We start from the raw sequence: 24796 nt of genomic DNA, 5'->3' as shown, positions 1-24796 counted from the left end.
ACGATATGTCGCAACATGAGGTCACTTTGTTACTCGGAAGCAATTTAGGAAATCCTGAACATAATATTGGGGTAGCCCTCCTTAGAATAGAGGAAGAGATTGGTGAGATTTTAAGGAAAAGTGAGGTCTTGATTACCGACCCTGTAGAGTTTGTTAGTAATAATATTTTTTGTAATATTGCATTAGTAATAAAAACACAATTTTCTCCTATAAAACTCTTAAATTATGTGAAATTAATTGAGAGACAGATGGGAAGGTGCGATGATACATTGATTTCAGGAGAGTACCAAGACAGAGTAATCGATATAGATGTAGTGTTTTTCGGTAATCTCAATTTCTGTTGTAAGGAATTAAAAATTCCGCATCACAAGCATTTATATCAACGTGAATTTTCTAGGAAATTGTTAGGTGAGCTATCGAAACACTAAAAACAACAATATGAAATTAAATTTATTATTAGCACTAGCAATACCCATTGCTTTTTGCGCGCAAAAGAATTCTGTTGCCGACACTCTTGGGAATTATCCCAACGCTTATTCCTCCGGATCCGCAAACATCAAACCTTTTGATAATTCATCAAGGATGTTTCGTGACTGGTCTGTTTCAGTAGGGGGTGGAGGTGCATTTATGCATAGTGCAGACGTTAATTCCTTTTACGATGGCAAAGTTGATTTTGGTTGGAATGCTTACGGAAGTTTAGATAAACAGATTTCTCATACCTTCGGATTGAGTTTGCTTTATCAAACGGGTAAGACCAATCAAAAAGCCCTGTTGCCAGGAGCTGCAGGAGTAGCCGCAGGCGTGGCCACTGCTTACACAAAATATCATCAGGTTTCTGTCTTAGGTGATATTAATTTTTCTAATTTAATGCGTCGTACCGATAATCATTCGCCTTATAGATGGGCTTTGCATGGTTACGGCGGAGTTGGTCTTCAAGCGTATAACACCTTGTTATTAGATAATGATATGTCGAGATGGAGTACGACCCCAAACAGAATCCCTATCGAAATCGATCAAAAATTAGGCTTCGACAGTTTTTTTTTCCAAGTTGGAACGGGCGTGAAATACAATGCTTCTAAACTGATTGATATTGAAGCCAGAGCAATGTATATTTTTTCCGGTGACGACTCTTTCGATGGCGGTGGTTACGCAAGAAATTCCCGCCCGCCCTATAATGCGATAAAATCTGGTTCCTCTGATAATATGTTCAGCGTTAACCTGGGATTATCTTTTAAATTAGGAAAATATGATACTCATCTCGCATGGTTTGATCCTTTGCAGAATATTAATAACAGAATATATGTTTTAGATCATGCTGCAACGGATTTTGTAGTATGTGAAAAAGGTGATTTAGACAATGATGGGGTTTGTGACGATTGGGACAGACAGCTTGGTACTCCTGCAGGAGCGAGAGTGGATGGAGCTGGTGTTGCATTGGATATGGATCTGGACGGCGTCATCGATCTGTATGATAAATGTGTCACTGTGCCGGGGCCGGTTGAGAATAACGGCTGCCCAATTAATGTGAATCCAAAATAAAAAGAATTAAATGTTGTATCTGACAACAATGAAGCTACCTTATTAATTGAGTATCCAATATTAATATGTAAAAAGGCCTGGAGAGCTTAAAAATAATGTGAAAAAATTGTGTTTACAAATAACATTTTTGTAAAATCTCCGCATTAAATTTTTGCATCATTACTAAAAACGGATATTTATAAACTTAAAAAAAAACAAACGATATGAAACTAAATTTAACAAGTATTGCATTAGCGCTCGTATTGCCTACAGCGGTTTTTGCGCAGGATTCCATTACCAGTTCCACTGGTAATTATCCTAATCCTTATACTTCAGGATCGGCAACTGTATCACCTTTTACGCAAGAGGCAAAAAGATTTAATGACTGGGCTGTGTCGGCTGGTGCTGGGGTTCCACTGATGCAATCGTCTGACCTTACTTCCATCAAAAGTTACGGAGCGGGAAAAAATCTTTTTGGTTGGTCTGCTTACTTAAGTGTTGACAAAGCAATTACCCATGCTTTTGGTCTTAAACTTCAGTATGATAAAGGGGAATCAAGACAGGGATTTGTAAATACAAAAGATCATGTTGCTTCACCAAGTGGTGATGGAGCAAGAACACAATATGATGCGCTTTCTATTATCGGGGATGTTAACTTTTCAAATCTTTTGAGAAGAATAGATAATAAATCTCCTTTTAGATGGGCGCTTCACGGATATGCAGGCGCGGGTACGCTGGCTTATAGAGCGTACAGACAAGATGCCGGGCCTGTTTATAATCAGAGTTTAGTTACAGAAGTTAAACCATTTAAGTTTGGAAGTTTGTTTGGTCAAGCCGGTGCCGGTTTAAAATACCGGGCTACAAAATCCCTAGATATTGAAGCAAGAGGGATGTATATGGTGACCGGAGATGATGCTTTTGATGGCGCACGTACCAATACGATAAATGATAATGTTTCCGATAACTTAATTAATATTACCTTAGGAGCAACATTAAACTTAGGAAGACACGAATCTCACCTTTTCTGGCATGATCCATTGCAGGAAATTTATTATAAATTAGATGTATTGGCTGATAAAAACCAGGATGTTGAAGTTTGTAAAAAAGGAGATGCTGATAATGATGGAGTTTGTGATGACTGGGACAGACAGCTTAATACACCTTTAGGGGCAAGAGTTGATGGTGCAGGTGTTGCTCTCGATGCAGATTTAGACGGCGTAATCGACTTGTATGATAAGTGCGTAACTGTTCCGGGACCTGTTGAAAATAACGGTTGTCCATGGGATTTAAAATCTACTGTTTCTGATGAGACCAGAACATTGGAAGGGATTGAGTTTGATTTTGATTCAGACCGGATTCTTCCATCTAATACTCCAATCTTGAACAATGCAGTTAATTATATTAATTCATCTGAAGGTTCTTACTATGTAATCGGAGGTGCAGATGCCAGAGGCACCAATGCTTACAACCAGAAATTGTCTGAGCGAAGAGCGAATAATGTTAAAAATTATTTGATCAAAAACGGCGTGAATTCAGGTAAATTAGATGCGATAGGCAGAGGTGAAACCAACCTTAAATATCCAGAATGTGATCCTGCAACCAAATGTCCGGAATGGAAAAATAGAGCGAACAGAAGAGTTTACTTTGAAGCAAAGTAATTCTCTAAGCGCTTCTGAATACTAAAGAAAAAGCCACGTTAGCCGTGGCTTTTCTTGTTTTATGCCATCTATTTCAGTAATTTTACTCAATGATTTCTAGCCAGGATTTTGAAAAATTAAAACAGCAGACCTTAAAGCATTTTTGGGGTTACGATACCTTTCGGGATTCGCAGGAAACAATCATTAATTCAATTATTTCCGGCAAAGATACCTTGGCCCTGCTCCCAACAGGTGGCGGGAAATCACTTTGTTATCAACTTCCGGCTTTGGTTTTAGAAGGAACCTGTCTGGTGATATCTCCACTTTTGGCTTTGATGAAGGACCAGGTTTATCAAATGAAAAATATCGGCATTGAAGCTGAATATCTCTCGTCGGAACTGGATGAATACGATGCCGAAATTATTTTTAACCGTTGCAAAGACGGCTTGACCAAATTACTGTACATTTCTCCCGAACGACTAACCAACAGGTTATTTCTTCAAAATTTAGAAGAAATTCAGATTTCATTTATTGCCGTAGACGAAGCGCACTGTATTTCGGAATGGGGGCAGGATTTCCGGCCGAGTTATCAGCATATCAAAGGGTTTAGAGAGCAGTTGAAAAATATTCCCTGCATTGCATTAACAGCAACCGCGACTCCAAAAGTTTTACAGGAAATACAGTTGAAACTCAATCTGAAAAACCCGGCAATCTTTCAGAAAAGTTTTAGAAGAAGTAATCTTAAAATTGTCTCCGATGAAATTGCTGACAAATATGAAAGAATTCGAAATCTCCTGAAATATAATAATTCGTCAGGAATTATCTATGTCAGAACCCGGAAAGAAGCCGAAGAACTTACCGATTTTCTTCACCGAAATCAGATCACGAATGTCGATTTCTTTCACGCCGGGATTCCGGTAAAAGAAAAAAATGCGAAACAAAACCGTTGGCTTCAAAGTCAAAACCAGGTTTTGATCTCTACCAATGCATTCGGGATGGGAATCGATAAAGATAATGTGCGGTTCATTATCCATTTTTCTCCCGCGGCATCCATAGAAAATTATTACCAGGAAATCGGCCGAGCTGGTCGGGATGGCTCAGTTTCCTATGCTTTTCTACTTTGGAATGAACAGGAATTAAAGAATTTTGATCAAATTTTAATCAATCAAATTCCGTCGAAAGCAGAATTTCAGAATATTGTATCTTACTTGTATTCAACTTTTCAAATTGCTGAGAATGATTTGCCGGAAAATGTATTTCAGCTTCATATTCAAAGGATTCAGAAATTTACAAAAGTGTCTTTAGCAAAGATTAGAAATGTTCTTCAGTTTTTGCACCATCAGGAAATTATTTTTTATAATTATCAAAATTCTCTTTCATCACTTGAGCTAAAAATTGCGCCTGATGAAATCGATTTATTGCCAAAAAAAGACGCCTATTTTATCGAACTCTTATTGAGGGCTCTTTCGGGACTCACCACGCACAAAATAATGTTCAGCGAAAAATCACTGAGTACCAAAATCGAGTCGGATCCTCATTTGATTAAAGAGCGACTTCGGGAACTGCAGCATCAGGGACATCTGGATTATATCGATGGCGCTTTGTCGAGTGTTAAGTTTTTGAAACACCGAGATCAGCGGGCAATAGAAGGAAAGTACTGGAATCTTTTTGCCCAGATCCAGAAAAACAAAATTCAGAAGTGGGAGGAAATGAAATTTTTTGTCCAGAATAGTGAGTTTTGTAAAATGAAATTGATTTTATCTTATTTCGGTGAGAAAAATGTGAAAAACTGCGGACATTGCTCGGTTTGTGAACAACAGAAAGAAACGGTTTTCGGACGGGATGTTTCGCGGGAAATTTTAGAAATTTTGAAAAATGGTCCTGCAAATGTAGAAGAGATTTCCATTAAACTGAATTATTTTGTCAAAGAAAATATTTTAGAAAATCTGATTCACCTGCTCGATTCAGGTAAAGTAAAAATGCTCAATTTTAGAACATACTGTTACAATCACGATTAAAAGTGAATTGTTATTTATTAAATATCCTCAATTATATATTCAATGAAATCATTAAAAGTTATATTTTTCGGAACTCCGGAATTTGCAAAAACTTCCTTAGAAGCGGTTCATCAATCCTATCACGAAGTTGTGGGTGTGGTAACCGTTGCAGATAAAGCGAGCGGACGCGGACAGAAAATTCATCAGTCTGCGGTAAAAGAATTCGCCGTTGAAAATAACTTACCGGTTTTTCAACCCGAGAAATTAAGAGATCCTGAATTTTTAGAAGCACTAGAGAAACTCAATGCCGACGTTTTTGTCGTGGTAGCATTTCGGATGATGCCCAAGATTTTATTTGAAATGCCGGAAATGGGAACATTTAATCTGCACGCCTCATTGCTTCCGGATTATCGTGGTGCGGCTCCGATTAATTATGCCGTTATTAATGGTGAGAAAAAAACGGGAGCGACTACTTTCTTTATTAATGAAAAAATTGATGAGGGAAATATTCTTCTGCAACAGGAACTCGAAATTTCACCTGAAGAAAATGCCGGCGAACTGCACGACCGTTTAATGGAAATGGGTGCGGAACTCGTCGTAAAAACCCTCGATGGACTGTCTGAAAACTCAATTCAGGAGAAGCCGCAACCGATTGTGGAACATCCAAAAAATGCTTTTAAAATTTTCAAAGAAGACACCCGAATTCAATGGAACCAAAACGCAGAAACCGTTCATAATTTCATCCGTGGAATGTCGCCTTATCCTGCTTCTTTTACGACCATTAAAATTGGAGAAGACGAAAAATTTTTAAAAATATTTAAAGGAAAATTTGAAAAGACGGAACATGATAAAGTTCCGGGAACTTTAGAAATAGATAAACATCAATTCAAAATTTTCACAAAAGACGGTTTTTATTTCCCGCAAGAAGTCCAGCTGGAAGGGAAAAAAAGAATGTCGGTGAAGGATTTCTTAAATGGATTCCAGAACTTTGACCATATTTCGATGGCTTAATTTAATTTCTGTTTTTTAATAAAATCCAGCCTTTATAGGAAACCGGTAAATTGGTGTCAGGCTCGGTCCAGTTTAGGATGTACCAATATGTTCCGGTCGGAAGAACGCTGCCGTTCATTTTTCCGTCCCAGATATAAGGAGTTTTCTGCGAGATAAAAACTTGATTTCCGTAGCGGTCGAAGATTTCAATTTTTACGTCTTTTTTAATGCTTAAATCAGAGTAGTCCAAAACGTCATTTTTGCCGTCTGCGTTGGGCGTAATGACATTAATTAAATTGAGAATTAAAAATTCTTTTTGAACAGTTTCGCAATTTTGCGCGTCTTTCACATAAACTTTACGGAGCCCGCGTGGAATATTTGTCAAAGTATTGGAACTCTGGAAAGTAATATTATCCAAAGAATATTGATAAGGTGGATTTCCGCCGCTTACGAAAACAGTTGCGGTATTTCCGGTGACTTCTACATTGGTAATTTGCGGAAGTTCAGAATGTAATACATTAACTTCTTGTTGTAAGAAACAGCCATTTAAAGATTTTAATTGCACAAAATATTTACCAATACCAACATTATTAATGGAATTAACAGAATCACCTTCAGCAATAATTTCACCATTTTCGCGCATCCATTTGTAATAAGCAAAGATGTCTTCTACTTCTAATCTTGTTGTCGAATTTGGACAAATTATTTGATCTATAAGAAACGCAGATTTCTTTGGAGTTTTAAAATTAATGGTTTCAACTGGTGTGTCGCATTCGCTACTTTCAGTACGAACATAAATGGTTGTATCTTCGCTATATTGAATGGTGTCGATTGTATTATCGTTTCCTTCAATTGCATCTGTTTCATATCGATAGTATTTTACCTTAAAGTAGGATTTGTAATTTGAAATGATTTGGCTATTTAATTGTTGAAGGTAAATTGCGATAGGTTTTCCTTCATTATAGTTGCAAAAAGAATTGTTCGGATTGTAGATCGGTTTTTCCGCATATTCAATTTTGATAGACCCCTTTAATTTACAACCTCGGTCATCGATCAACACCTCGTAAGTGCCTGCGTCACGAACAGTGTACAATGGATTGGTAGCACCAGTAATGATGCCTTGGGCATTATACCACTGATATGTTGCCCCGGGAGCGGTGATCGAAGCATCTAATTGTGTTGTAGATCCTTCACAAAGTGCCGTTTGGGAAGAGATAACAAGGTCTGCTCCTAGATCTTTTATTCCCACAAAACTGCCGGCTTTTAGAAAAACTGCCGAGTCATAGAGTCCATTTCCTTCATCGGCAATAACGAGTTTAAGATGGTACTTAACCCCTGGAATAATATCGGTAATTGCATTTAAAATTTTGGTCTGGCCATTAAAATTTGTTGGACTTTCATATGGGTTGTATTGTGCGAAATATTGTTCATTAATTGCGGCGCATAACCCTCCAGGACCTCTTACAGTGCTAGATTTTATAGGAATGTTAGTGCCCGGAATTACGGCTAGATTTCTGTACGAATCTGAACTCCCAGCCTCTTTAATTAAAAAAGCAAATCCATCGGTAAAATTACATTGAGATCCTTTACCATCTACCAAATATTGCTCTGAGGCAAAGAGATATTCAAAGCTAATTCTATTGGTATTAGTCGCCGTAAAATCAAATTCTAGTATCGTTGCATTATAGGTACTGCTAACATTCAAGGCATCTTCTAAATCTCTGTCTCCGATCCAACGAGAGTCATTTCCGCTTTGGATGTAATCGTTCGGTCCTGGTGCGGTTAATGCATCACCTGTAGAAAGAAGAATTCCTTTCTCCATCTCAAAGGCACTGCCCGTTCGATCAAAATATCCGTAGCTCTTTTTTCCATTGCCAAAATCCCATCCCGAAATACTTACATTTTCAACGGAGATACAACTGGAACTTTGATTTCCAAAAAACACCTCTTTAACCAATTGTTCCGGAGTGTAAGTTTGGGTGTCAACCGAAATATATTGAGCGTTTAATGAAATGATCGATATTGTAAGGACAAACGTTAAAAAATATTTTAAAAGATAATTATTTTTCATACATAAAAATGGTTACAAAATTACTGCTTATAACCCGAAAAAAAAATCTCTTTCTAAAAATAGAAAGAGATTTTAATTATAATAAAGTTCGGGAAATTAAGTAAGGCTCGCTCTGATATATCCTACAACTTTCAAATCGCTGTTGATTGATTTTACATAATCAGCAACTGATACGCTTGAATCTTTGATGAAAGACTGGTGTACCAAAGTGTTGTCTTTGTAGAACCTCTGCATTTTTCCTTTAAGGATATTGTCGATAATGTTAGCAGGTTTTCCTTCTTTAGTCAATAATTCTCTTTCGATTTCTAATTCTTTATCAATCGTTTCCTGGGAAACCATCGTTTCATCCAAAGCGATTGGGTTCATTGCAGCAACCTGCATAGAAACAGATTTTGCAACTTCTGCAGCTCCATCTACATTTGCAGATAAAGAAGTAATAGCAGCAATTTTATTTCCAGCATGAATATAAGCTCCTAAGAAAGGTCCTTCGATTCTTTCGAAAGCACCGATTTCGATTTTTTCACCGATAATTCCTGTTTGCTCGATTAATTTTTCAGCAACAGTCATTCCGTGGAAATCAGAAGCTAAAAATTCTTCTTTGTTTGCATAGAAAATAGCCTGTTCAGCCAGTTCGTGAGCTAACTCTACGAAGCTGTCATTTTTTCCAACGAAATCTGTTTCACAATTCAAAGCGATAATTGCTCCCATGGTGTTGTCCTGGTTTACTTTCGCAATTACTGCACCTTCATGAGAATCTCTGTCTGCTCTGTTTGCTGCAACTTTCTGTCCCTTTTTTCTAAGGTTTTCGATGGCTTTATCGAAATCTCCATCAGCTTCAACCAACGCTTTTTTGCAGTCCATCATTCCTGCGCCTGTAATGTTTCTTAATTTAGCTACATCTGCAGCAACTGGTGTATACATATTCTTGTTTTTTTTATTAAAAATTGATTAAGTTAGCTAATGTTTTTAAGCGTTGCAAAGATAATAAATTTCGCACAAACTAAAAAGTACAATTTTCCGTTATTCCTAAAATGTAGAATTCTAAAAATTAATTCATTGATGAGAAAATCTATCTGTTTCTTATTGCTATTTATTTCATTTTTCTCTTACGCCCAGTCGAAATATACTGTCGGTCAGGTCGAGAAAAGTACCGATGTACAGGTCATTGCCAATTTTATTAAATTCAATCCTGATCATCCCAGAACTCCAGAGTTTAAAAGGAAGCTTTTCGCGGTGATGAACAACGACAAAACACCGGTTCAGCAGGCTAAAGTTGCGAAACCTACAATTACACCGGTCAATAAAACGACCCTTAAAAATGAAGTAGAAAAAGAGGTTGCGAAAAATGGTTCGAATGCCAACCATAAGGGAACTGAAGATTTATTGAATCATCTTTTCAATAATGATCCCAGCAGCAAAACCGCTTATGTGCTGATCAAAAATAAGTCGAAATGTAATTTGATTGTGAAACTCAGCGGAAAGAAATTTTATAACCTCAATATTCCGGCAAATAACGAAAACTTCATTATGGTAGAAAAAGGCAGTTATTCTATTACCACCATGGTTTGCGATGCAAAATATTCTTCGGCTAAAAATATTGCAAAAGATATTGTGATCACGCTGAATGCTCCGAAATAAAAATTTATTTTGAGAATTGATGGAATTCTTCTGTAAGTTTCAGATACTCGTCGGTATATTTTCTCGGAGATTTCTCAATGACGAAATCTGAATGATTGGCTTCTTTTTTCTGCAGTCCAAATTCTAAAATCAGTCGTTTAGGTTTAGCATCTCTGATGCCGTAAATCTTTATTCTTTTGTTTAAATACAGCGATTTTTGGGAACAATATTCTTCAAACAATACTCCGGAGTCAAAAGGGATAATGACCGAAAGCAACCCTTTTTCAGACAATAAATCCGATGATTTTTCAACTAAAAACCCGAAGGAAAGTTCAGTTTGCTGTCTCGCGGTAATGTCTTTTTGGGACGCGTTTTCTTCAAAATAAGGAGGATTTGATACAATTAAATCGTATTTTTCTTTTGAATTAAACTTTTTATAATCCTGCAGAAAAACCTTTACTCTGTTTTGGAATGGTGAATTTTCGAAGTTTTGTGCGGCGAGCGCTACTGCATTTTCATTAATGTCGATGGCATGGATTTCTGCCTGAAAATTTCTTTGGGCCAGCATCAGTGAGATCAAGCCTGTTCCTGTACCCACTTCCAGAATGTTTTTCGCGTTGTTTACCGTAGAAGCAGCACCGAGCAAAACACCGTCTGTTCCAACACGAAATACCTTTTTCGATTGCTGAATGCTGAATTGTTTAAAATGAAAAGGTTTCACTGAAAGTAGTAGATTTTGATATTTTTCACAAAAATAGCGGCTCGGAATTGTACTGCGTCCCGCGCTGATGATTTAGTTATTTTGAACGGATTTCATGTTGTTTGGAAGTGAAATGGTAAAAGTCGATCCTTTTCCAAGTTCAGATTTCACTGAGATTTCACCTTTATAATCTTCCACCATTTTACGGACCATCGTTAATCCCAATCCCATTCCGCTCGACTTTGAAGTGAAATTAGGTTCGAAAATCCGGTTGTAGTGATCTTCGGAAATACCGACACCATTGTCTTCTACGGTGATGATAATCCTTTTTTGCCGTTGTTCTACATCTACATTAATAATATTTTCACGTTCATCATCGGTTGCCTGTCTCGCATTAGAAACCAGATTGGTGATGATTCTGGACAAATATATTTTATCCATTTCGATCATTATTTTTTCTTTATTGGTGTGGAAATATATTTTTTCGTCGCTGAAAATATTAATAATGTTTTTTATTTCCTTATTAAGGTTAAAAACCTCGTTATTCTTTTCGGGCAACTGGGCAAACTGAGAAAAAGCATTTGCAACTGTGGCAACCAAATCAATTTGATCTACCATTGTTTTGCTCAGATGTTTTACTTTATCATATATTTTCGGGTCATTCGGGTCAAATTTTCTTTCAAAATTCTGAATGGTCAGTTTCATCGGTGTTAAAGGATTCTTTACTTCATGAGCAACCTGTTTCGCCATTTCGCGCCAGGCTTCCTCTTTATCTTTAAAACTAAGCCGTTCTTTCTGTTCCTTAATCTGCAGAATCATTTTATTATAGGCTTTTACCAGTTGATTCAATTCATCATTCTGGTAATAGCGGATGGGTTGCGGATCATTTTCGAAAAGAGTGATTCTATTAATAAGGTCAGAAAATTTGGTGACCGCTCTGGTTAAGTGGTTCGAGATAATCCAGCTCAGCCAGACTCCAAATCCAATCACAAAAAGATTAACAATGAAAATGTAATTGAGGTATTTGTTGAAGACGCTTACATACGAGGCATCGTTGTGATGATAAGGGAAATATACAATAGCAATCGGCTCCAGCATATTGTTTTTCAGAATCATATAGGAAGAGGTTACGTTGGAACCCGTTTTCGGATCATAGTTTTGAAAATCAACTCTTTTGTCACTTTTCAAAACCTGATTGATCACTTCTAAGGAAAGTTTTTTGTTGGGAATAAGATTAATGTCTTTATTAGAAATTACAAAATTCCCGTTCAAATCATAGATGATAATGTCCTGATTGTTGATATCTGCGATTTCGAAAATTGCGTTGGACAAGATTTTCGGTAAATCGTTGGTTTGCACCTGAGTGTGACTTACCGCGTAATCGAGGGCAGACATTAGCGATTCGGCTCTTTTCTGCAAATCGGTTCTGCTTTGTTCGGTCGCATTGTTCTTTAAAATAAAATAGGATAAAGTCGAAGAGCCTGTGATGCTGAGAAAGCAAATCAGCAGAAAACCCCAGAAAACTCTATTTCTTAAACTAAAACCTTTGTATTTAGAGAACGGCATTTTTTTTCATCAATTTATTAACATATTTTCCGATGATATCGAATTCCAGATTTACGGTGTCGCCCACTTTCAGCGTTTTCATATTGGTAAATTCCCAGGTGTAGGGAATGATCGCAACTGAAAAATCATCGGAGCCACTCTCGGCAACAGTTAAACTAATGCCGTTTACCGTAATGGAACCTTGCGGAACAGTTGTGTATTCATCGGTGTTTTCGTAGGAGATAGTGATGAGAAAACTTCCGTCTTTGTCTTGTATTTTCTCTACAATACCCGTTTTGTCAACATGACCCTGAACCAGGTGACCATCTAGCCGTCCATCGAACTTCAAACACCGTTCCAAATTCACTTCAGTGCCGATCTTCCACTTGCCGAGATTCGTTTTTTCTAAAGTTTCATCAATGGCGGTGACCCGATAGTGGGTTTCTGTAATTTCGACAACAGTTAAACAGCAGCCGTTGTGCGCGAGACTTTGGTCAATTTTTAATTCCTGGGTGAAAGGACAGTTTAAAATAAAATCGATATTGCTTTCGTTATGATTGATCGCTTCTACAATCCCGGTTGCTTCTACAATTCCTGTGAACATGTTTTTGATATTTTTTAAGAGAAAAGATGAACTGAAAATCAATTAATTCCTTAGAATTAAAATAAAGTAATAGTAGTTAATCCTAATTTGTTAAATTTGTAAAATTCTATTAATTTTCAAAGATAATAAAAATGAGTCCGAAACAATATAAAATAAAAGTGGGAATTTCTATCGGTGATTACAATGGAATCGGTCCGGAAATTATCATGAAATCTCTGAAAGATAAATCTATTACCGATTTTTTTACGCCCATTATATTTGGTTCGGGAAAACTGTTTACCTATCAGAAAAACATTTTCAAACTTCAGCATAATTTTAATTATATCACAGAAGTTGCACAGGCGCAGGACGATAAAATAAACATGGTGAATCTCTGGAAAGACAATGTGAATGTAAATCTAGGCACTCCAACTGAAGAGTCTACCCGAATGGCAATCGATTCTTTGGAAGCCGCGACCAATGCTTTGATGAATGGTGAAATTGATGTTTTGGTTACCGCTCCCATTAACAAAGAGGAGATGATGAAACACGGTTTTCAGCATGCTGGACACACCGGTTATCTGGAAGAGAAATTTGGCAAAAAAGGCCTGATGTTTTTAGTGACAAATGATTTAAAAGTTGCGGTCTCTACACATCATATTCCGCTTGCCAGCGTTGCGGAAAATATTTCTAAGGAGAAGATCAAAAAACAAATCAAACTTTTGAATCAGTGTTTAATTGAGGATTTCTGCATCGAAAGACCAAAAATCGCAGTGTTGGGTTTGAATCCGCATGCGGGCGATGGCGGAACGATCGGCAGAGAAGAAATCGAAATCATAGAGCCGGCAATCCGAGAATTGTTTGATAATGGCGTTTTGGCCTTTGGACCTTATCCTGCAGACAGCTATTTTCAACCCGGTAAATATAAAAACTTCGATGCAGTTTTGGCTATGTATCATGATCAGGGTTTAGCGCCGTTTAAAACACTGGCTTACGAAGAAGGGGTAAATTACACCGCCGGCTTGCCTTATGTCAGAACTTCTCCCGATCATGGCGTTGCTTATGATATTGCCGGTAAAAATATTGCGGATGAACAGAGTTTTACCGAGGCAATTTTCATGGCCATCAAAATCTTCAATAACAGAAAAGAATATAATGACTTAATAACCAATCGGATGCAGCCGCGTAGAAGCTCTTCTGCTAACAGCCCTGATGAGGATCTGCCGGTTGATCGAGCCTAGTAAATACGCCCGGAAAATATTTACTACAGATTTGTTTAAGATTAATTTGTAATATTAAAAAAAATGCATATTTTTGCACACTCATTTTATGGACAAGTTTAGAAACTACGATATTGAGTTTTCGGGACTAAAAAACGGAAAACACCAGTTCAGGTTTGAGATAGATAAGAAGTTCTTTCAACTTTTCGATACTGAACAAGAATTTACAGAGCCTAGAATAGTTGCTGATGTCCTTATGGATAAGCATACTACTTTTTTAGAACTTTGGATTAAAACTTCAGGGACGGTTAATTTAGTTTGTGATATTTCAAACGAACATTTTGACTATCCGATAGCACATGAAATTGAAGTTTTGGTAAATTTTGGGGAAGAATATGATGACAGCGATATTGATGTGATTACCATTCCAAGAACGGATCACGCTTTCAATGTTTCGCAGCTGATTTATGAAGATGTGATGCTGTCGATCCCAATGAAGAAAGTTTCGCCTAATCTTTCAGAGGAAGATTTAGAAATTCTGGAAAAGTTCAGTCCAAAAGATATTATTGAAGAAGAACTGGAAATTGACCCACGGTGGGAAGCATTGAAAAAATTAAAAGATTAAAAATTAAATAGTTTAAAATGATGAGAATTGAGAAATCAAATACTCATCGCTCATCAAATTAAAAAATTATAAGAAATGGCACATCCAAAGAGAAGACAATCGTCAACAAGAAGAGATAAAAGAAGAACACACTACAAAGCAGTAGTTCCTCAATTGGCAAAAGATGCAACATCAGGTGAAATGCACTTGTATCACAGAGCACACTGGCATGAAGGTAAATTATACTACAGAGGGAAAGTAGTAATAGAAAAAGAAGTAGAAACTGCAGAAGAGAATTAGGCTTAAAATCTAATGAAAACTCTGTTTTTATACAAAAACCACTCAATTTTTTCAATTTTGAGTGGTTTTTTATTGTTTTTTAGTATCTTTGACATAATAAACAAATACCAATTATATGGACATTAAAGACATCCAAAATCTTATAAAATTTGTTTCTAAAGCTGAGGTTTCAGAAGTAAAATACAAAACTAAAGATTTCGAAATCACCATTAAAACTCCGCTTGCAGGAAGCGAAATGAATTATATGGGTTCACCTGCAGTTTATCACACTGCGCCGCAGCAAGCGCCTGCTTCAGCACCAGTTGCTGCAGTTGTTGCTGCACCATCAGCACCGTTGGAAGACGACAGCAAATTTATTACCATCAAATCGCCAATGATTGGCACGTTCTACAGAAAGCCAGCTCCAGACAAGGATCTATTTGTAAATGTGGGGGACGAAGTTACTGAAGGAAAAGTAGTTTGTGTCATTGAAGCAATGAAATTATTCAACCAAATCGAATCTGAAGTTTCCGGGAAAATAGTGAAAGTTCTGGTAGACGATGCAACTCCTGTAGAATACGATCAACCGCTATTTTTAGTTGATCCTTCTTAAGTAATTTTAAATGATAAATTATATATTTTAGATGAGAATTCATTTGAAATAATTTAAAATTTAAGATTCAAAATTTAAAATTCTTAACAAGATGTTCAAAAAAATACTAATCGCCAACCGCGGCGAAATTGCAATGCGAATTCTTCGTACCTGCAAAGAAATGGGAATTAAAACCGTTGCCGTGTATTCTACTGCAGATAAGGACAGTCTCCATGTGAGGTTTGCTGATGAAGCAGTTTGTATCGGACCGCCGATGAGCAAAGATTCTTATCTTAAAATCCCCAATATTATTTCAGCAGCGGAAATTACCAATGCTGATGCAATTCATCCCGGTTACGGATTTTTGTCAGAAAATGCAAATTTCTCCAGAATCTGTCAGAAAAACGGGATCAAATTTATTGGTGCATCTCCTGAACAGATCGACAGAATGGGTGACAAAGCGAATGCTAAAGCAACGATGAAAGAAGCTGGGGTGCCATGCGTTCCCGGTTCAGAGGGTCTTATTGATTCTTACGAACATGCTGTCGAACTCGCTAAAGAAGTCGGATACCCCGTAATGATTAAAGCGACTGCCGGTGGTGGTGGAAAAGGAATGCGCGCCGTTTGGAAAGAAGCGGATATGAAGCAGCTCTGGGAATCTGCAGTCCAGGAAGCGGTCGGCGCTTTCGGAAATGGCGGAATGTACATGGAAAAACTCATTGAAGAACCACGTCATATTGAGATCCAGATTGCTGGTGACCAGTATGGAAGGGCATGTCATTTATCAGAAAGAGATTGTTCCGTACAAAGAAGAAATCAGAAGTTAACTGAAGAAACTCCGTCGCCGTTCATGACCGATGAACTTCGTCAGAAAATGGGTGATGCTGCTGTAAAAGCTGCAGAATATATCGGATATGAAGGAGTAGGAACCATCGAGTTTTTGGTTGATAAAAACCGTGATTTCTATTTTATGGAAATGAATACCAGAATTCAGGTAGAGCATCCAATTACAGAACAGGTTGTAGATTTTGATTTAATTAGGGAACAAATTCTTTTAGCGTCCGGAACTGCTATTTCAGGGATTAATTATTTCCCGAAGCTGCATTCCATTGAATGTAGAATCAATGCTGAAGATCCTTTTAATGACTTCCGGCCATCACCGGGAAAAATCACAGGACTGAATATTCCGGGAGGACACGGTATCCGTGTAGATACCCATGTTTATTCAGGGTATTCGATTCCGTCCAATTACGATTCGATGATTGCAAAGTTAATTACCACCGCACAGACACGGGAAGAAGCGATTGCGAAAATGAAACGTGCCTTAGAGGAATTTTATATTGAGGGCGTGAAAACGACTATTCCTTTCCATAGACAGTTAATGGAAAACGAAGATTATCTCGCAGGAAATTATACCACGAAATTCATGGAAGATTTCAAAATGGATAAAAAATTTGATAACTAATATCATTTATATTTAACAAAAGCTGCCTCTTTTCGAGGCAGTTTTTGTTTCAGTACTTTTCAATTATTATCGTTAAATTTGTAAAAAGAAAAAATGTCAGAAGCTACTCAACAAAAGAATTCTCAGTATTATATTGATTTAGAAAACGAATATGGCGCCCACAACTATCATCCGCTTCCTGTGGTTTTAGACAGGGGAGAAGGGGTTTTTGTCTGGGATGTTGAAGGTAAAAAATACTATGATTTTCTTTCTGCATATTCCGCGGTTAATCAGGGGCATTCTCATCCGAAAATTGTCGGTGCTTTGGTAAATCAGGCGAAGAAGTTGGCTTTGACATCGCGCGCTTTCCATAACTCAAGTTTGGGAGAATATGAGAAGAAAATAACTTTACTTTTCGGATTTGATAAAGTTTTACCGATGAACTCAGGTGCAGAAGCAGTGGAAACCGCAGTAAAATTAGCCCGGAAATGGAGTTATGAAGTGAAAGGTATTTCTGAAAATGCGGCCAAAATTATCGTATGTGAAAATAATTTTCATGGAAGAACTACGACTATTGTTTCTTTTTCAAACGATCCCGATGCCAGCAAAAACTACGGTCCTTTTACACCGGGATTTATAAAAATTCCATATAATGATATCGGTGCTTTAGAAGAAACTCTGAAAAATGATGCGGAAAATATCGCGGCATTTTTAGTGGAACCTATCCAGGGTGAAGCCGGCGTTTACGTTCCGGATGAAGGTTATTTAAAAGCTGCTTCGGAATTATGTAAAAAATACAATGTTCTTTTCATTGCAGATGAAGTACAAACCGGAATCGCAAGAACCGGAAAACTGATCGCCTGTTATCACGAAGAGGTACAACCCGATATTTTGGTTTTAGGAAAAGCCATTTCCGGCGGAATGTATCCCGTTTCTGCAGTTTTGGCAAACAACGAAATTATGAAGGTGATAAAACCGGGTCAACATGGTTCAACTTTCGGTGGAAACCCGATTGCCTGTGCGGTTGCGATGGCTGCACTGGATGTGGTAGAGGACGAGAAACTTTCTGAAAGAGCCGAATCTTTAGGGAATCTTTTCCGTTCAGAAATTGAAAAAGTGATTGCGAAAACTTCACTCATTACCAAAGTCCGTGGGAAGGGCTTATTAAATGCAATTCTCATTAATGATACTCCGGAAAGTTCTACGGCCTGGAATCTTTGTTTGAAATTAAAAGAAAACGGCTTACTGGCAAAACCGACTCATGGCAATATTATCAGATTGGCGCCGCCTTTGGTGATTACCGAAGAGCAACTTTTGGACTGCGTTTCGATTATCGAAAAAACCGTTTTGGAGTATATAAAATAATGGGAGTCTCGGTCGCTGTTATCACCTATAACGAGGAAGAAAATATCAAAAGATTTCTGGATTCAGTAAATGATATTGCCGATGAAATTATTGTTGTTGACAGTTATTCTAAAGATAAAACCAAAGAGCGCTGTTCGGAATATTCCCAAGTGAAATTTTACGAAAAAAAATTCAATGGTTACGGGGAACAGAAAAATTATGCCTTAGATTTATGTACCAATGAATGGGTGCTTTTTCTCGATGCCGATGAAATTCCAGATGAGGAGTTGAAAAAGTCCATCAGAAAAATTGTGGATTCCGGCAATTCTAAATTTGAGGTGTACGATATTAAATTTAACAATTATCTCGGCACGCATCTCATTGAACATGGAGGCTGGGGAAGAGTTTTCCGTGAAAGATTTTTTAAAAGAAATGCGGCAAAGTATTCTCCCGACAGAATTCACGAGTATCTGATGACCGATAACGACAAAGGATCTATAAAAGGAAGTATTAATCACTACACCTACCGAAACATCCATCATTATCTGTCGAAAATGAATAATTATTCTGATATGATGGCCGAAAAAATGTTTGAAAGTGGTAGAAAAGTGAACCAGTTGAAAATAATCGTAAATCCTCCTTTTCAATTTTTCAAAACTTACTTCCTTAAGCTTGGATTTCTGGATGGTTTTGCGGGTTTCTATATTGCAAGAACAATGGCTTTTTATAATTTTATGAAATACATTAAACTATACAGCATAATAAAACGCAGCAAACTGGAAAAAAAATCAGCACGATGATATTTTTTGCTATTCTTTTGGGCTTGTTTTTCAGCTATTTTCGAATTTATCTTTATTTTTTTCCGCGAAAAAGACTAACTATCCTGATGTACCATAAAGTGGAAAAGGAAGGAGATACAGAACTTACGGTGAGTGCAGAAAATCTAGAAAAACAGTTTAAATATATAAAGGAAAAAGCTTACCGGTCGGTTTTTTTTAAAGAAATCCATTCCGAATTCAGGAAAAAAATTATCATTACCTTTGACGACGGTTACTATAACAATTACGAATTTTTACCGTCGCTGCTTCAAAAATATGATCTTAAAGCGACCATTTTTATTTCCACTGCCTTTATTGAAAACGGATATGATGAAAATAAAATGATGGGTTTTGAAGATCTTAAAAAGCTCAGTTCAAATTTTTTCGAAATTGCACTTCACAGTCATTCGCATCAAAATTTCAGAACTTTAAGCAACAGTGAAATTGAAAACGATTTAAAATTGAATATGCAGATTCTGGAATCTCATCAAATTCAGTATTCAAAAGTTTTGGCTTACCCGTATGGAAAATATCCTAAAAATGGTGCAGAGCAGGAAAAGCTTTTTCATACTTTAAAGAAATTAGGCATTGACTTTGCCGTAAGGATTGGCAATAAAATAAATTATTTCCCAAATGCGAAACCTTACGAACTTTGCAGAATCGACATCAAAGGTGAGGACTCGCTGCAACGCTTTAAACTTAAATTAATATTGGGAAAACTGAAGCTTTTTTGATTTTTTATACGTAAATTACTCAAATACGAATAAAGAAATGATGCTTAAGGAGAGAATAAGTGGTTTAATAATCACTTTTAATGAAGAGAAAAATATTCAGGAAATACTGGATTGTTTTACATTTTGTGACGAAATTATTGTGGTGGATTCATTCAGCACGGATAAAACGGTAGAAATTGCCTCGCGGAATCCGAAGGTAAAAATGATCCAGAATCAATTCGAAGATTTTACAAAACAACGCAATCTCGCCCTGGAATCTGCAAAAAATGATTGGGTTATTTTTCTGGATGGCGACGAAAGAATAACCCCGCAACTTCGCGCAGAAATCTTCAAAGAACTCAATAAGTCCGATAAAAAAGACGCCTACTATTTTTACCGCCAATTCTTTTTCGCAGGAAAACCCTTACACTATTCCGGGACGCAGACCGATAAAAACTTTCGTCTTTTCAGGAAAAGTAAATGCAGATATACCGCGGGGAAAAAAGTGCATGAAACGCTGGAGGTCAATGGCAGTATTGGTGAACTCAGAAACAAACTTTTGCATTATTCCGTGGCCGATTATGAGTCGTATCGAGAAAAAATGATCCATTATGGCGAACTGAAAGGGGAAGAGCTTTTCGCTAAAGGTAAGAAGTTCAGTAGCTTAATTATGTATATTAAAATGGCAGCAAAGTTTATTAAAACTTATTTTTTACGGCTGGGATTTCTTGATGGTAAAGAAGGATATCAACTTTCGGTGTTGCAGACCCTGAGTGTCTATAAAACGTACGAATCCCTTAAGAATAGTGAAAAAAATGACTAAATTCGTAGCTGGAAATTATACTCAAAAATAACAAGCCTCAAACGTAATTTTTTTAATGATTCAACGTTAATTTTGGTCAAACTGAACTGTAAATAATCTATGAAAATCTGTGTAATCAGTTTTGATTTTTGGAATTACGACGCTCATATTGTTGAAGAGCTTCGAAGAAAAGGTGTGGATGCCCATCATATTAATATTGGCGCCTATCGTCACGGAAGTTTTTCGGCGAGAATAAAAAATACCATTTCTAAAATCCTGTTGAAGCGCAATTTGAAAAATAAACTGCGGCAGGAAATGATTCTGGAAAAGCTCAATAAACTGGGGCCGCAAGATCAGATTTTGGTCATCAATCCGGAATTGATAGACCGCGAATTTCATGTTCAGATAAAGAAGTTTACTAAAAGATATATCGCCTATTTATATGACAGTTTAGCGCGTTGTCCCGCACAGCATTTGTTCGATTTGTTTGATAATGTTTTCAGTTTTGACAAAGCAGATGCAGCAAAAAACAGTTTTCAGTTGATTACCAACTATAATTATCTGCCAGAACTCAAACAAACTCAACCTGCGGAATATGATTTGATTTATTTGGGTTCATTTGATAACCGAATCGGCCCGCTGGCAAAGATCATCGCTAAGATTGAAGAACTGAACTTAAGTTACAGCTGTGTGGTGGTCGGTAAAAAAACATGGACGAAAAAACTGGTACAGAATGCCGGTGAAATCACTTTTACGCGGAAAAGGATCAAGCATAACGATATACCGCGCTATTACAGTGAAGGGAAAGTTTTGGTGGATTTAATGCGGGACAACCAAACCGGATTGAGTTTTAGATTTTTCGAAGCAATGGCTTTAAAGAAGAAAATTATCACCAATAATCCGACTGTAAAAGAGTACGATTTCTACCGGCCTGAAAACATTTTGGTTTTAAATGATGATCTTTCTAATCTGGACCGGTCATTTTTTGAAAGTGACTATCAGGAGCTTCCGGTCGATGTGTACGAAAAATACCGGATTAAGCATTGGGTGGAAACGGTTTTTGAATTAAAATAAATGAGCAGTTTACAACATGTTTTGATATTGACCCGGGAATATTATCATCCTAAATTACAAAGGGTGGGCGGAACCGGTGTTTTTAACAGTGTGTTGGCCAAAGAGCTCGTGAAAAATGGAATTAAAGTAAGTGTTTTTGCGGTCAATAAAAACACTGTTTCTTTTGATGACCAAGGAGTTGAAGTTTATTCCATAAAAGGTATTTTTGAAAGGAACTTTCTTTTAGAATTTCTAAGATCGGTTACTGGAAAAATCGGTTTTTTGAAACCGTTGCATTTTAAAATTTATGAACACGAAAAAAAAGCAATTCAGAGGCAACTGAATAATTGGATCAGAACGAATAATTATAAAATTAATTTAATTGAGACCCATGATTTCGAAGGAATGGCACTCTGCATTGATGAGAGAATTCCCTATGTAATAAGATGCCATGGTTCCTGGACTGTTTTGGAAAAGTATTTTAATTATAAAGATGTTTCTCAGGGGAGAACACATTGCGAGAAATTAGCCTTTGAAAAGTCCAGAAATAATATTGTGATCTCGAATTTTTCTAAAAGAATTAATGAACGTTTTTTCAATATAAAAAATGCAAGACTTATTTATAACGGTATTGATACGGATTTTTTTAAACCCAACGCAACAAATTCTATTCTTGCAAAATCAATTTTTTATCTAGGTAATGTATCGTCTGAAAAAGGAGCAGAGTTGGCGATCGGGTCATTTTTGAAAGTGAAAAAAAGTTTCCCGGAAAGCACTTTGCATTTCATTGGTAAGGTTAATCTCAGTGATCTGTATATTCAGGAAAATATTATGAAAAATAATATTCAGGAATCTGTTTTTTTTTATGGTGAGAAAAAGAAAGAAGAGATTGTTGAGTTGATCAGCAGAGCAGAAATCGTGTACTTTCCTTCAAAAGGAGAAAATTTCAGTTTATCTTTGCTGGAAGTGATGGCGATGGGAAAACCTGTAATCTGTTCCGATATAGATTCTTTCAGAGAAATAATTGTAAATAACGAGAATGGATTAATTGCAAGTGGCGTTTCTGAATTTTATATGCATACCAAAAAATTGTTTAATGATTCTGAATTAAGAACCAGACTTTCTGAAAATGCAAGAGAAACGGTTGTGAAACAATTTGATTTAAAAAAAATGATTCAGGCAACCATCAGTTATTATAAAGAAATAATATGAAAGATTATAGCAGACCCTTTTTACTTGAATTTCCCAAAGTTGGGAATCCTTCTTTAGGTTTCATTTCTATAGCAGAAAAAGAAGATTTACCGTTTGTGCCCAAAAGAATATACTGGACTTATTATACGCCAGAAGATGTGGAAAGAGGAGGGCATTCTCATTTTGATCTTCAGCAGATACTTTTAGCCGTTGCCGGGAAAATAGAAGTAACCACCGAACTGTTAAATGGTGAAAAACTTCATTTCGTACTGGATCGTCCAAATATGGGACTTTTCATTCCGAAAATGTGTTGGCGGACAATGAAATACACGCACAATGCAGTGCAAATTTGTATTGCAAGCAATGAATATGATGAAAAGGATTATATCAGAGATTACCAAATTTTTTTAGGTGAAAAGTGAAATTAGATAAACTGTTATCCTTACAAAGGAAGAAATATTTTCTGAAATCTTTTTTTAAGAAAGCGAATAGATTGATTGTGGATTTCGTGCCTCTGGATGAAATTACCCCGACCTATTGCAGCGAAAGTATTTTGGCTGAGGATACTAAAACCACAACCACTTTTACTCCAAAAGAATTTGATAAAGACGAAAAAAAAGTTGAAACGGGTATTTTTCCTGTAAAAATATACGCCTTAAAAAATGGGTATGTTACCCCAAACTCTGCCTGTTTTCTGACAAAAAATTTAAAAACAATTTATTTCGAAAAATGGCATGAAGATCAAAGGGATATTTATGTATATAACAGTCCAAATCTCTTATCCCATGGTCAAAGTTTAGCTAAGGTAAATAATTTACCAAAGGCTCTTTATGACATTGATGCTGTCTTTTTTGGGGGAGCTTTCACCGGGAATTATTATCATTTTCTGTTAGAAATCATTTCCAAAGCGGAGTTCCTTTCCAATATTCCGGGAAGTGCAGATTTACCGGTTATTTTAGATATTTCTGTGCAGCAAAATGATAATTTAAAAACCATTGCGGAGTTTTTTTTGAAAGGTTATCGATTGCAGTATTTGAATCATGATCAGTATCACGGTTTCAAAACCTTATGGTTTATAACATCTCCAAATACAACAATTCCAAATATTTCTGAAGGATCAAAGTATGAAGCACAATTCACTAAGATTTCCGAAAAATCAGTTCGCTTTATAAGAGAAAAGGTTCTTGAGAATTATGATGTAAATAAAGTTAGAATCGAAAACGCAGAAAAAGTATTTATTGCGAGAAAATCTGAATTCAGAAAGTATAACGAAACTGAACTGCTTGCTGTTGCTGAGAAATATGGTTTTAAAGCGGTCTGTTTTGAGGAGTTAAATATTCATGAGCAAATTTTCCTCCTTCAAAATGCGGATTATATTATAGGGCCTAGCGGCGCTGCATTTACCAATCTTATATTTGCGAAAGAAAACAGTAAAGGTTTAATTTGGTTAGGTTCAGTTTGGAGTGATTTTTCTGTATTTTCTACCCTTGCCAAGTTTGTGAATTTTGATTTGTATTATTACAGATACAAGAGTGAAAGTTCAGATTTTCATGAAAATTATAAGATAGATATTAATATATTTGAACGGCAGATTATTCAATTACTTTCCAGATGAAAACAATACACCCTACCTCAGATGTGCAGTCTCAAAATATCGGTGATGGTACCGTAATATGGCAATTTTGTGTTATTCTGAAAAATGCTGTTATTGGAAAAAATTGTAATATCAACTTTAATGTTTTCATTGAGAATAATGTGAATATTGGTAACAATGTAACCATAAAGCCTGGCGTTCAGATTTGGGATGGTATTACCATTGAAGACAATGTTTTTATAGGACCCAATGTTACCTTTACCAATGACAAGCATCCTGTTTCCCAGAATAAAAATTTCCAGCTTTTGGAAACAATAGTGAAATCGGGAGCGTCAATTGGTGCCAATTCTACAATTCTTCCGGGGCTCATCATTAATGAAAATGCAATTATTGGCGCGGGGAGTGTAGTGACAAAGGATGTCCCGGCTAATGAAACCTGGTTTGGAAATCCCGCAAGGAAAAAATAAATCCGTCTTGTCACTAT

25 protein-coding genes are annotated in these 24796 nt (G+C 36.6%); 20 read left to right on the top strand and 5 right to left on the bottom strand.

The genetic code is table 11. From position 1 onward, the window contains the following. Window positions 1–5: 5 nt before the first annotated feature. The 5 genes from folK to fmt all read left to right on the top strand — a co-directional run bounded on the left by folK (window position 6) and on the right by fmt (window position 6163). Entirely contained in the window at window positions 6–428 is a 423-nt protein-coding gene (gene folK, locus QF004_RS12090) for a 2-amino-4-hydroxy-6-hydroxymethyldihydropteridine diphosphokinase (RefSeq protein ID WP_307426654.1), read from the top strand. A 10-nt stretch (window positions 429–438) separates the two neighbouring features. Next, complete coding sequence (locus QF004_RS12085; protein ID WP_133439616.1) at window positions 439–1539, top strand: OmpA family protein; 1101 nt, start codon at window positions 439–441, stop codon at window positions 1537–1539. A gap of 203 nt (window positions 1540–1742) precedes the next feature. Continuing rightward, window positions 1743–3176, top strand: coding sequence for an OmpA family protein (locus QF004_RS12080; protein ID WP_307426651.1), 1434 nt, complete (start codon window positions 1743–1745; stop codon window positions 3174–3176). Window positions 3177–3265: 89 nt separating this feature from the next. Then, entirely contained in the window at window positions 3266–5173 is a 1908-nt protein-coding gene (locus tag QF004_RS12075; protein ID WP_307426648.1) for an ATP-dependent DNA helicase RecQ, read from the top strand. Window positions 5174–5215: 42 nt separating this feature from the next. Then, window positions 5216–6163 carry a methionyl-tRNA formyltransferase gene (fmt, locus tag QF004_RS12070; RefSeq protein ID WP_307426645.1) on the top strand — a complete coding sequence of 316 codons (948 nt, stop codon included), beginning with the start codon at window positions 5216–5218 and terminating at the stop codon, window positions 6161–6163. 1 nt (window position 6164) lies between these two features. Here the strand turns inward: fmt and QF004_RS12065 are convergent, their stop codons facing one another. Then, the gene (locus tag QF004_RS12065) at window positions 6165–8213 is read right to left on the bottom strand and encodes a choice-of-anchor L domain-containing protein (protein WP_307426642.1); all 2049 of its coding nucleotides are present in this window, start codon (window positions 8211–8213) and stop codon (window positions 6165–6167) included. A gap of 96 nt (window positions 8214–8309) precedes the next feature. Next, window positions 8310–9134: a translation elongation factor Ts gene (gene tsf, locus QF004_RS12060; protein WP_133439621.1), complete on the bottom strand. Its 825-nt coding sequence runs from the start codon at window positions 9132–9134 to the stop codon at window positions 8310–8312. A 138-nt stretch (window positions 9135–9272) separates the two neighbouring features. Here tsf and QF004_RS12055 point away from each other — a divergent pair, with 138 nt between their 5' ends. Further along, window positions 9273–9851, top strand: coding sequence for a DUF6759 domain-containing protein (locus tag QF004_RS12055; protein WP_307426639.1), 579 nt, complete (start codon window positions 9273–9275; stop codon window positions 9849–9851). 4 nt (window positions 9852–9855) lie between these two features. Here QF004_RS12055 and QF004_RS12050 read toward each other — a convergent pair whose 3' ends face one another. From QF004_RS12050 to QF004_RS12040, 3 genes are all read right to left on the bottom strand, one after another. Further along, window positions 9856–10551, bottom strand: coding sequence for a tRNA1(Val) (adenine(37)-N6)-methyltransferase (locus QF004_RS12050; RefSeq protein ID WP_307426636.1), 696 nt, complete (start codon window positions 10549–10551; stop codon window positions 9856–9858). 72 nt (window positions 10552–10623) lie between these two features. Continuing rightward, window positions 10624–12096, bottom strand: coding sequence for a PAS domain-containing sensor histidine kinase (locus QF004_RS12045; protein WP_133439624.1), 1473 nt, complete (start codon window positions 12094–12096; stop codon window positions 10624–10626). Next, window positions 12083–12679: a riboflavin synthase gene (locus QF004_RS12040; RefSeq protein ID WP_133439625.1), complete on the bottom strand. Its 597-nt coding sequence runs from the start codon at window positions 12677–12679 to the stop codon at window positions 12083–12085. Before QF004_RS12040 ends, QF004_RS12045 begins: the two co-directional genes overlap by 14 nt. Before the next feature lie 131 nt (window positions 12680–12810). Between QF004_RS12040 and pdxA the strand changes: the two genes are divergently transcribed. From pdxA to QF004_RS11970, 14 genes are all read left to right on the top strand, one after another. Then, window positions 12811–13899: a 4-hydroxythreonine-4-phosphate dehydrogenase PdxA gene (gene pdxA, locus QF004_RS12035; protein WP_307426633.1), complete on the top strand. Its 1089-nt coding sequence runs from the start codon at window positions 12811–12813 to the stop codon at window positions 13897–13899. A gap of 88 nt (window positions 13900–13987) precedes the next feature. After that, window positions 13988–14503: a DUF177 domain-containing protein gene (locus tag QF004_RS12030; protein ID WP_307426629.1), complete on the top strand. Its 516-nt coding sequence runs from the start codon at window positions 13988–13990 to the stop codon at window positions 14501–14503. 75 nt (window positions 14504–14578) lie between these two features. After that, window positions 14579–14782, top strand: a complete 204-nt coding sequence (gene rpmF, locus QF004_RS12025; protein ID WP_133439628.1) for a 50S ribosomal protein L32 — start codon at window positions 14579–14581, stop codon at window positions 14780–14782. Between the two features lie 115 nt (window positions 14783–14897). Beyond that, window positions 14898–15374, top strand: a complete 477-nt coding sequence (gene accB, locus QF004_RS12020; protein ID WP_133439629.1) for an acetyl-CoA carboxylase biotin carboxyl carrier protein — start codon at window positions 14898–14900, stop codon at window positions 15372–15374. Window positions 15375–15465: 91 nt separating this feature from the next. Further along, window positions 15466–16818 (top strand): acetyl-CoA carboxylase biotin carboxylase subunit, encoded by a 1353-nt coding sequence (gene accC / locus QF004_RS12015; protein WP_133439630.1) that lies wholly within the window; start codon window positions 15466–15468, stop codon window positions 16816–16818. Window positions 16819–16911: 93 nt separating this feature from the next. Further along, window positions 16912–18162: an ornithine--oxo-acid transaminase gene (gene rocD, locus QF004_RS12010; protein ID WP_307426623.1), complete on the top strand. Its 1251-nt coding sequence runs from the start codon at window positions 16912–16914 to the stop codon at window positions 18160–18162. After that, entirely contained in the window at window positions 18162–18941 is a 780-nt protein-coding gene (locus tag QF004_RS12005) for a glycosyltransferase family 2 protein (protein WP_133439632.1), read from the top strand. The genes rocD and QF004_RS12005 overlap by 1 nt, the downstream gene beginning before the upstream one ends. 86 nt (window positions 18942–19027) lie before the next feature. Next, window positions 19028–19693, top strand: a complete 666-nt coding sequence (locus tag QF004_RS12000) for a polysaccharide deacetylase family protein (RefSeq protein WP_307426619.1) — start codon at window positions 19028–19030, stop codon at window positions 19691–19693. 37 nt (window positions 19694–19730) lie between these two features. Continuing rightward, window positions 19731–20495 (top strand): glycosyltransferase family 2 protein, encoded by a 765-nt coding sequence (locus tag QF004_RS11995; RefSeq protein WP_307426615.1) that lies wholly within the window; start codon window positions 19731–19733, stop codon window positions 20493–20495. A 99-nt stretch (window positions 20496–20594) separates the two neighbouring features. Then, window positions 20595–21548 (top strand): glycosyltransferase, encoded by a 954-nt coding sequence (locus QF004_RS11990; RefSeq protein ID WP_307426613.1) that lies wholly within the window; start codon window positions 20595–20597, stop codon window positions 21546–21548. Further along, window positions 21549–22739 (top strand): glycosyltransferase family 4 protein, encoded by a 1191-nt coding sequence (locus tag QF004_RS11985; protein WP_307426607.1) that lies wholly within the window; start codon window positions 21549–21551, stop codon window positions 22737–22739. It begins immediately after the preceding gene. Then, entirely contained in the window at window positions 22736–23140 is a 405-nt protein-coding gene (locus tag QF004_RS11980; protein WP_133439637.1) for an FdtA/QdtA family cupin domain-containing protein, read from the top strand. The genes QF004_RS11985 and QF004_RS11980 overlap by 4 nt, the downstream gene beginning before the upstream one ends. Further along, window positions 23137–24333, top strand: coding sequence for a DUF563 domain-containing protein (locus tag QF004_RS11975; RefSeq protein ID WP_307426604.1), 1197 nt, complete (start codon window positions 23137–23139; stop codon window positions 24331–24333). The genes QF004_RS11980 and QF004_RS11975 overlap by 4 nt, the downstream gene beginning before the upstream one ends. Continuing rightward, on the top strand, window positions 24330–24779 hold the full coding sequence (locus tag QF004_RS11970) for an acyltransferase (protein WP_307426601.1): 450 nt from the start codon (window positions 24330–24332) through the stop codon (window positions 24777–24779). The genes QF004_RS11975 and QF004_RS11970 overlap by 4 nt, the downstream gene beginning before the upstream one ends. The last annotated feature ends 17 nt before the right edge of the window (window positions 24780–24796 follow it).

Source organism: Chryseobacterium sp. MDT2-18 (assembly GCF_030815285.1).
Taxonomy (GTDB): Bacteria; Bacteroidota; Bacteroidia; order Flavobacteriales; family Weeksellaceae; genus Kaistella; species Kaistella salivictor.
Note: the sequence above shows the minus strand (reverse complement) of the source record. Positions and strands in the feature narration are given on the sequence as shown.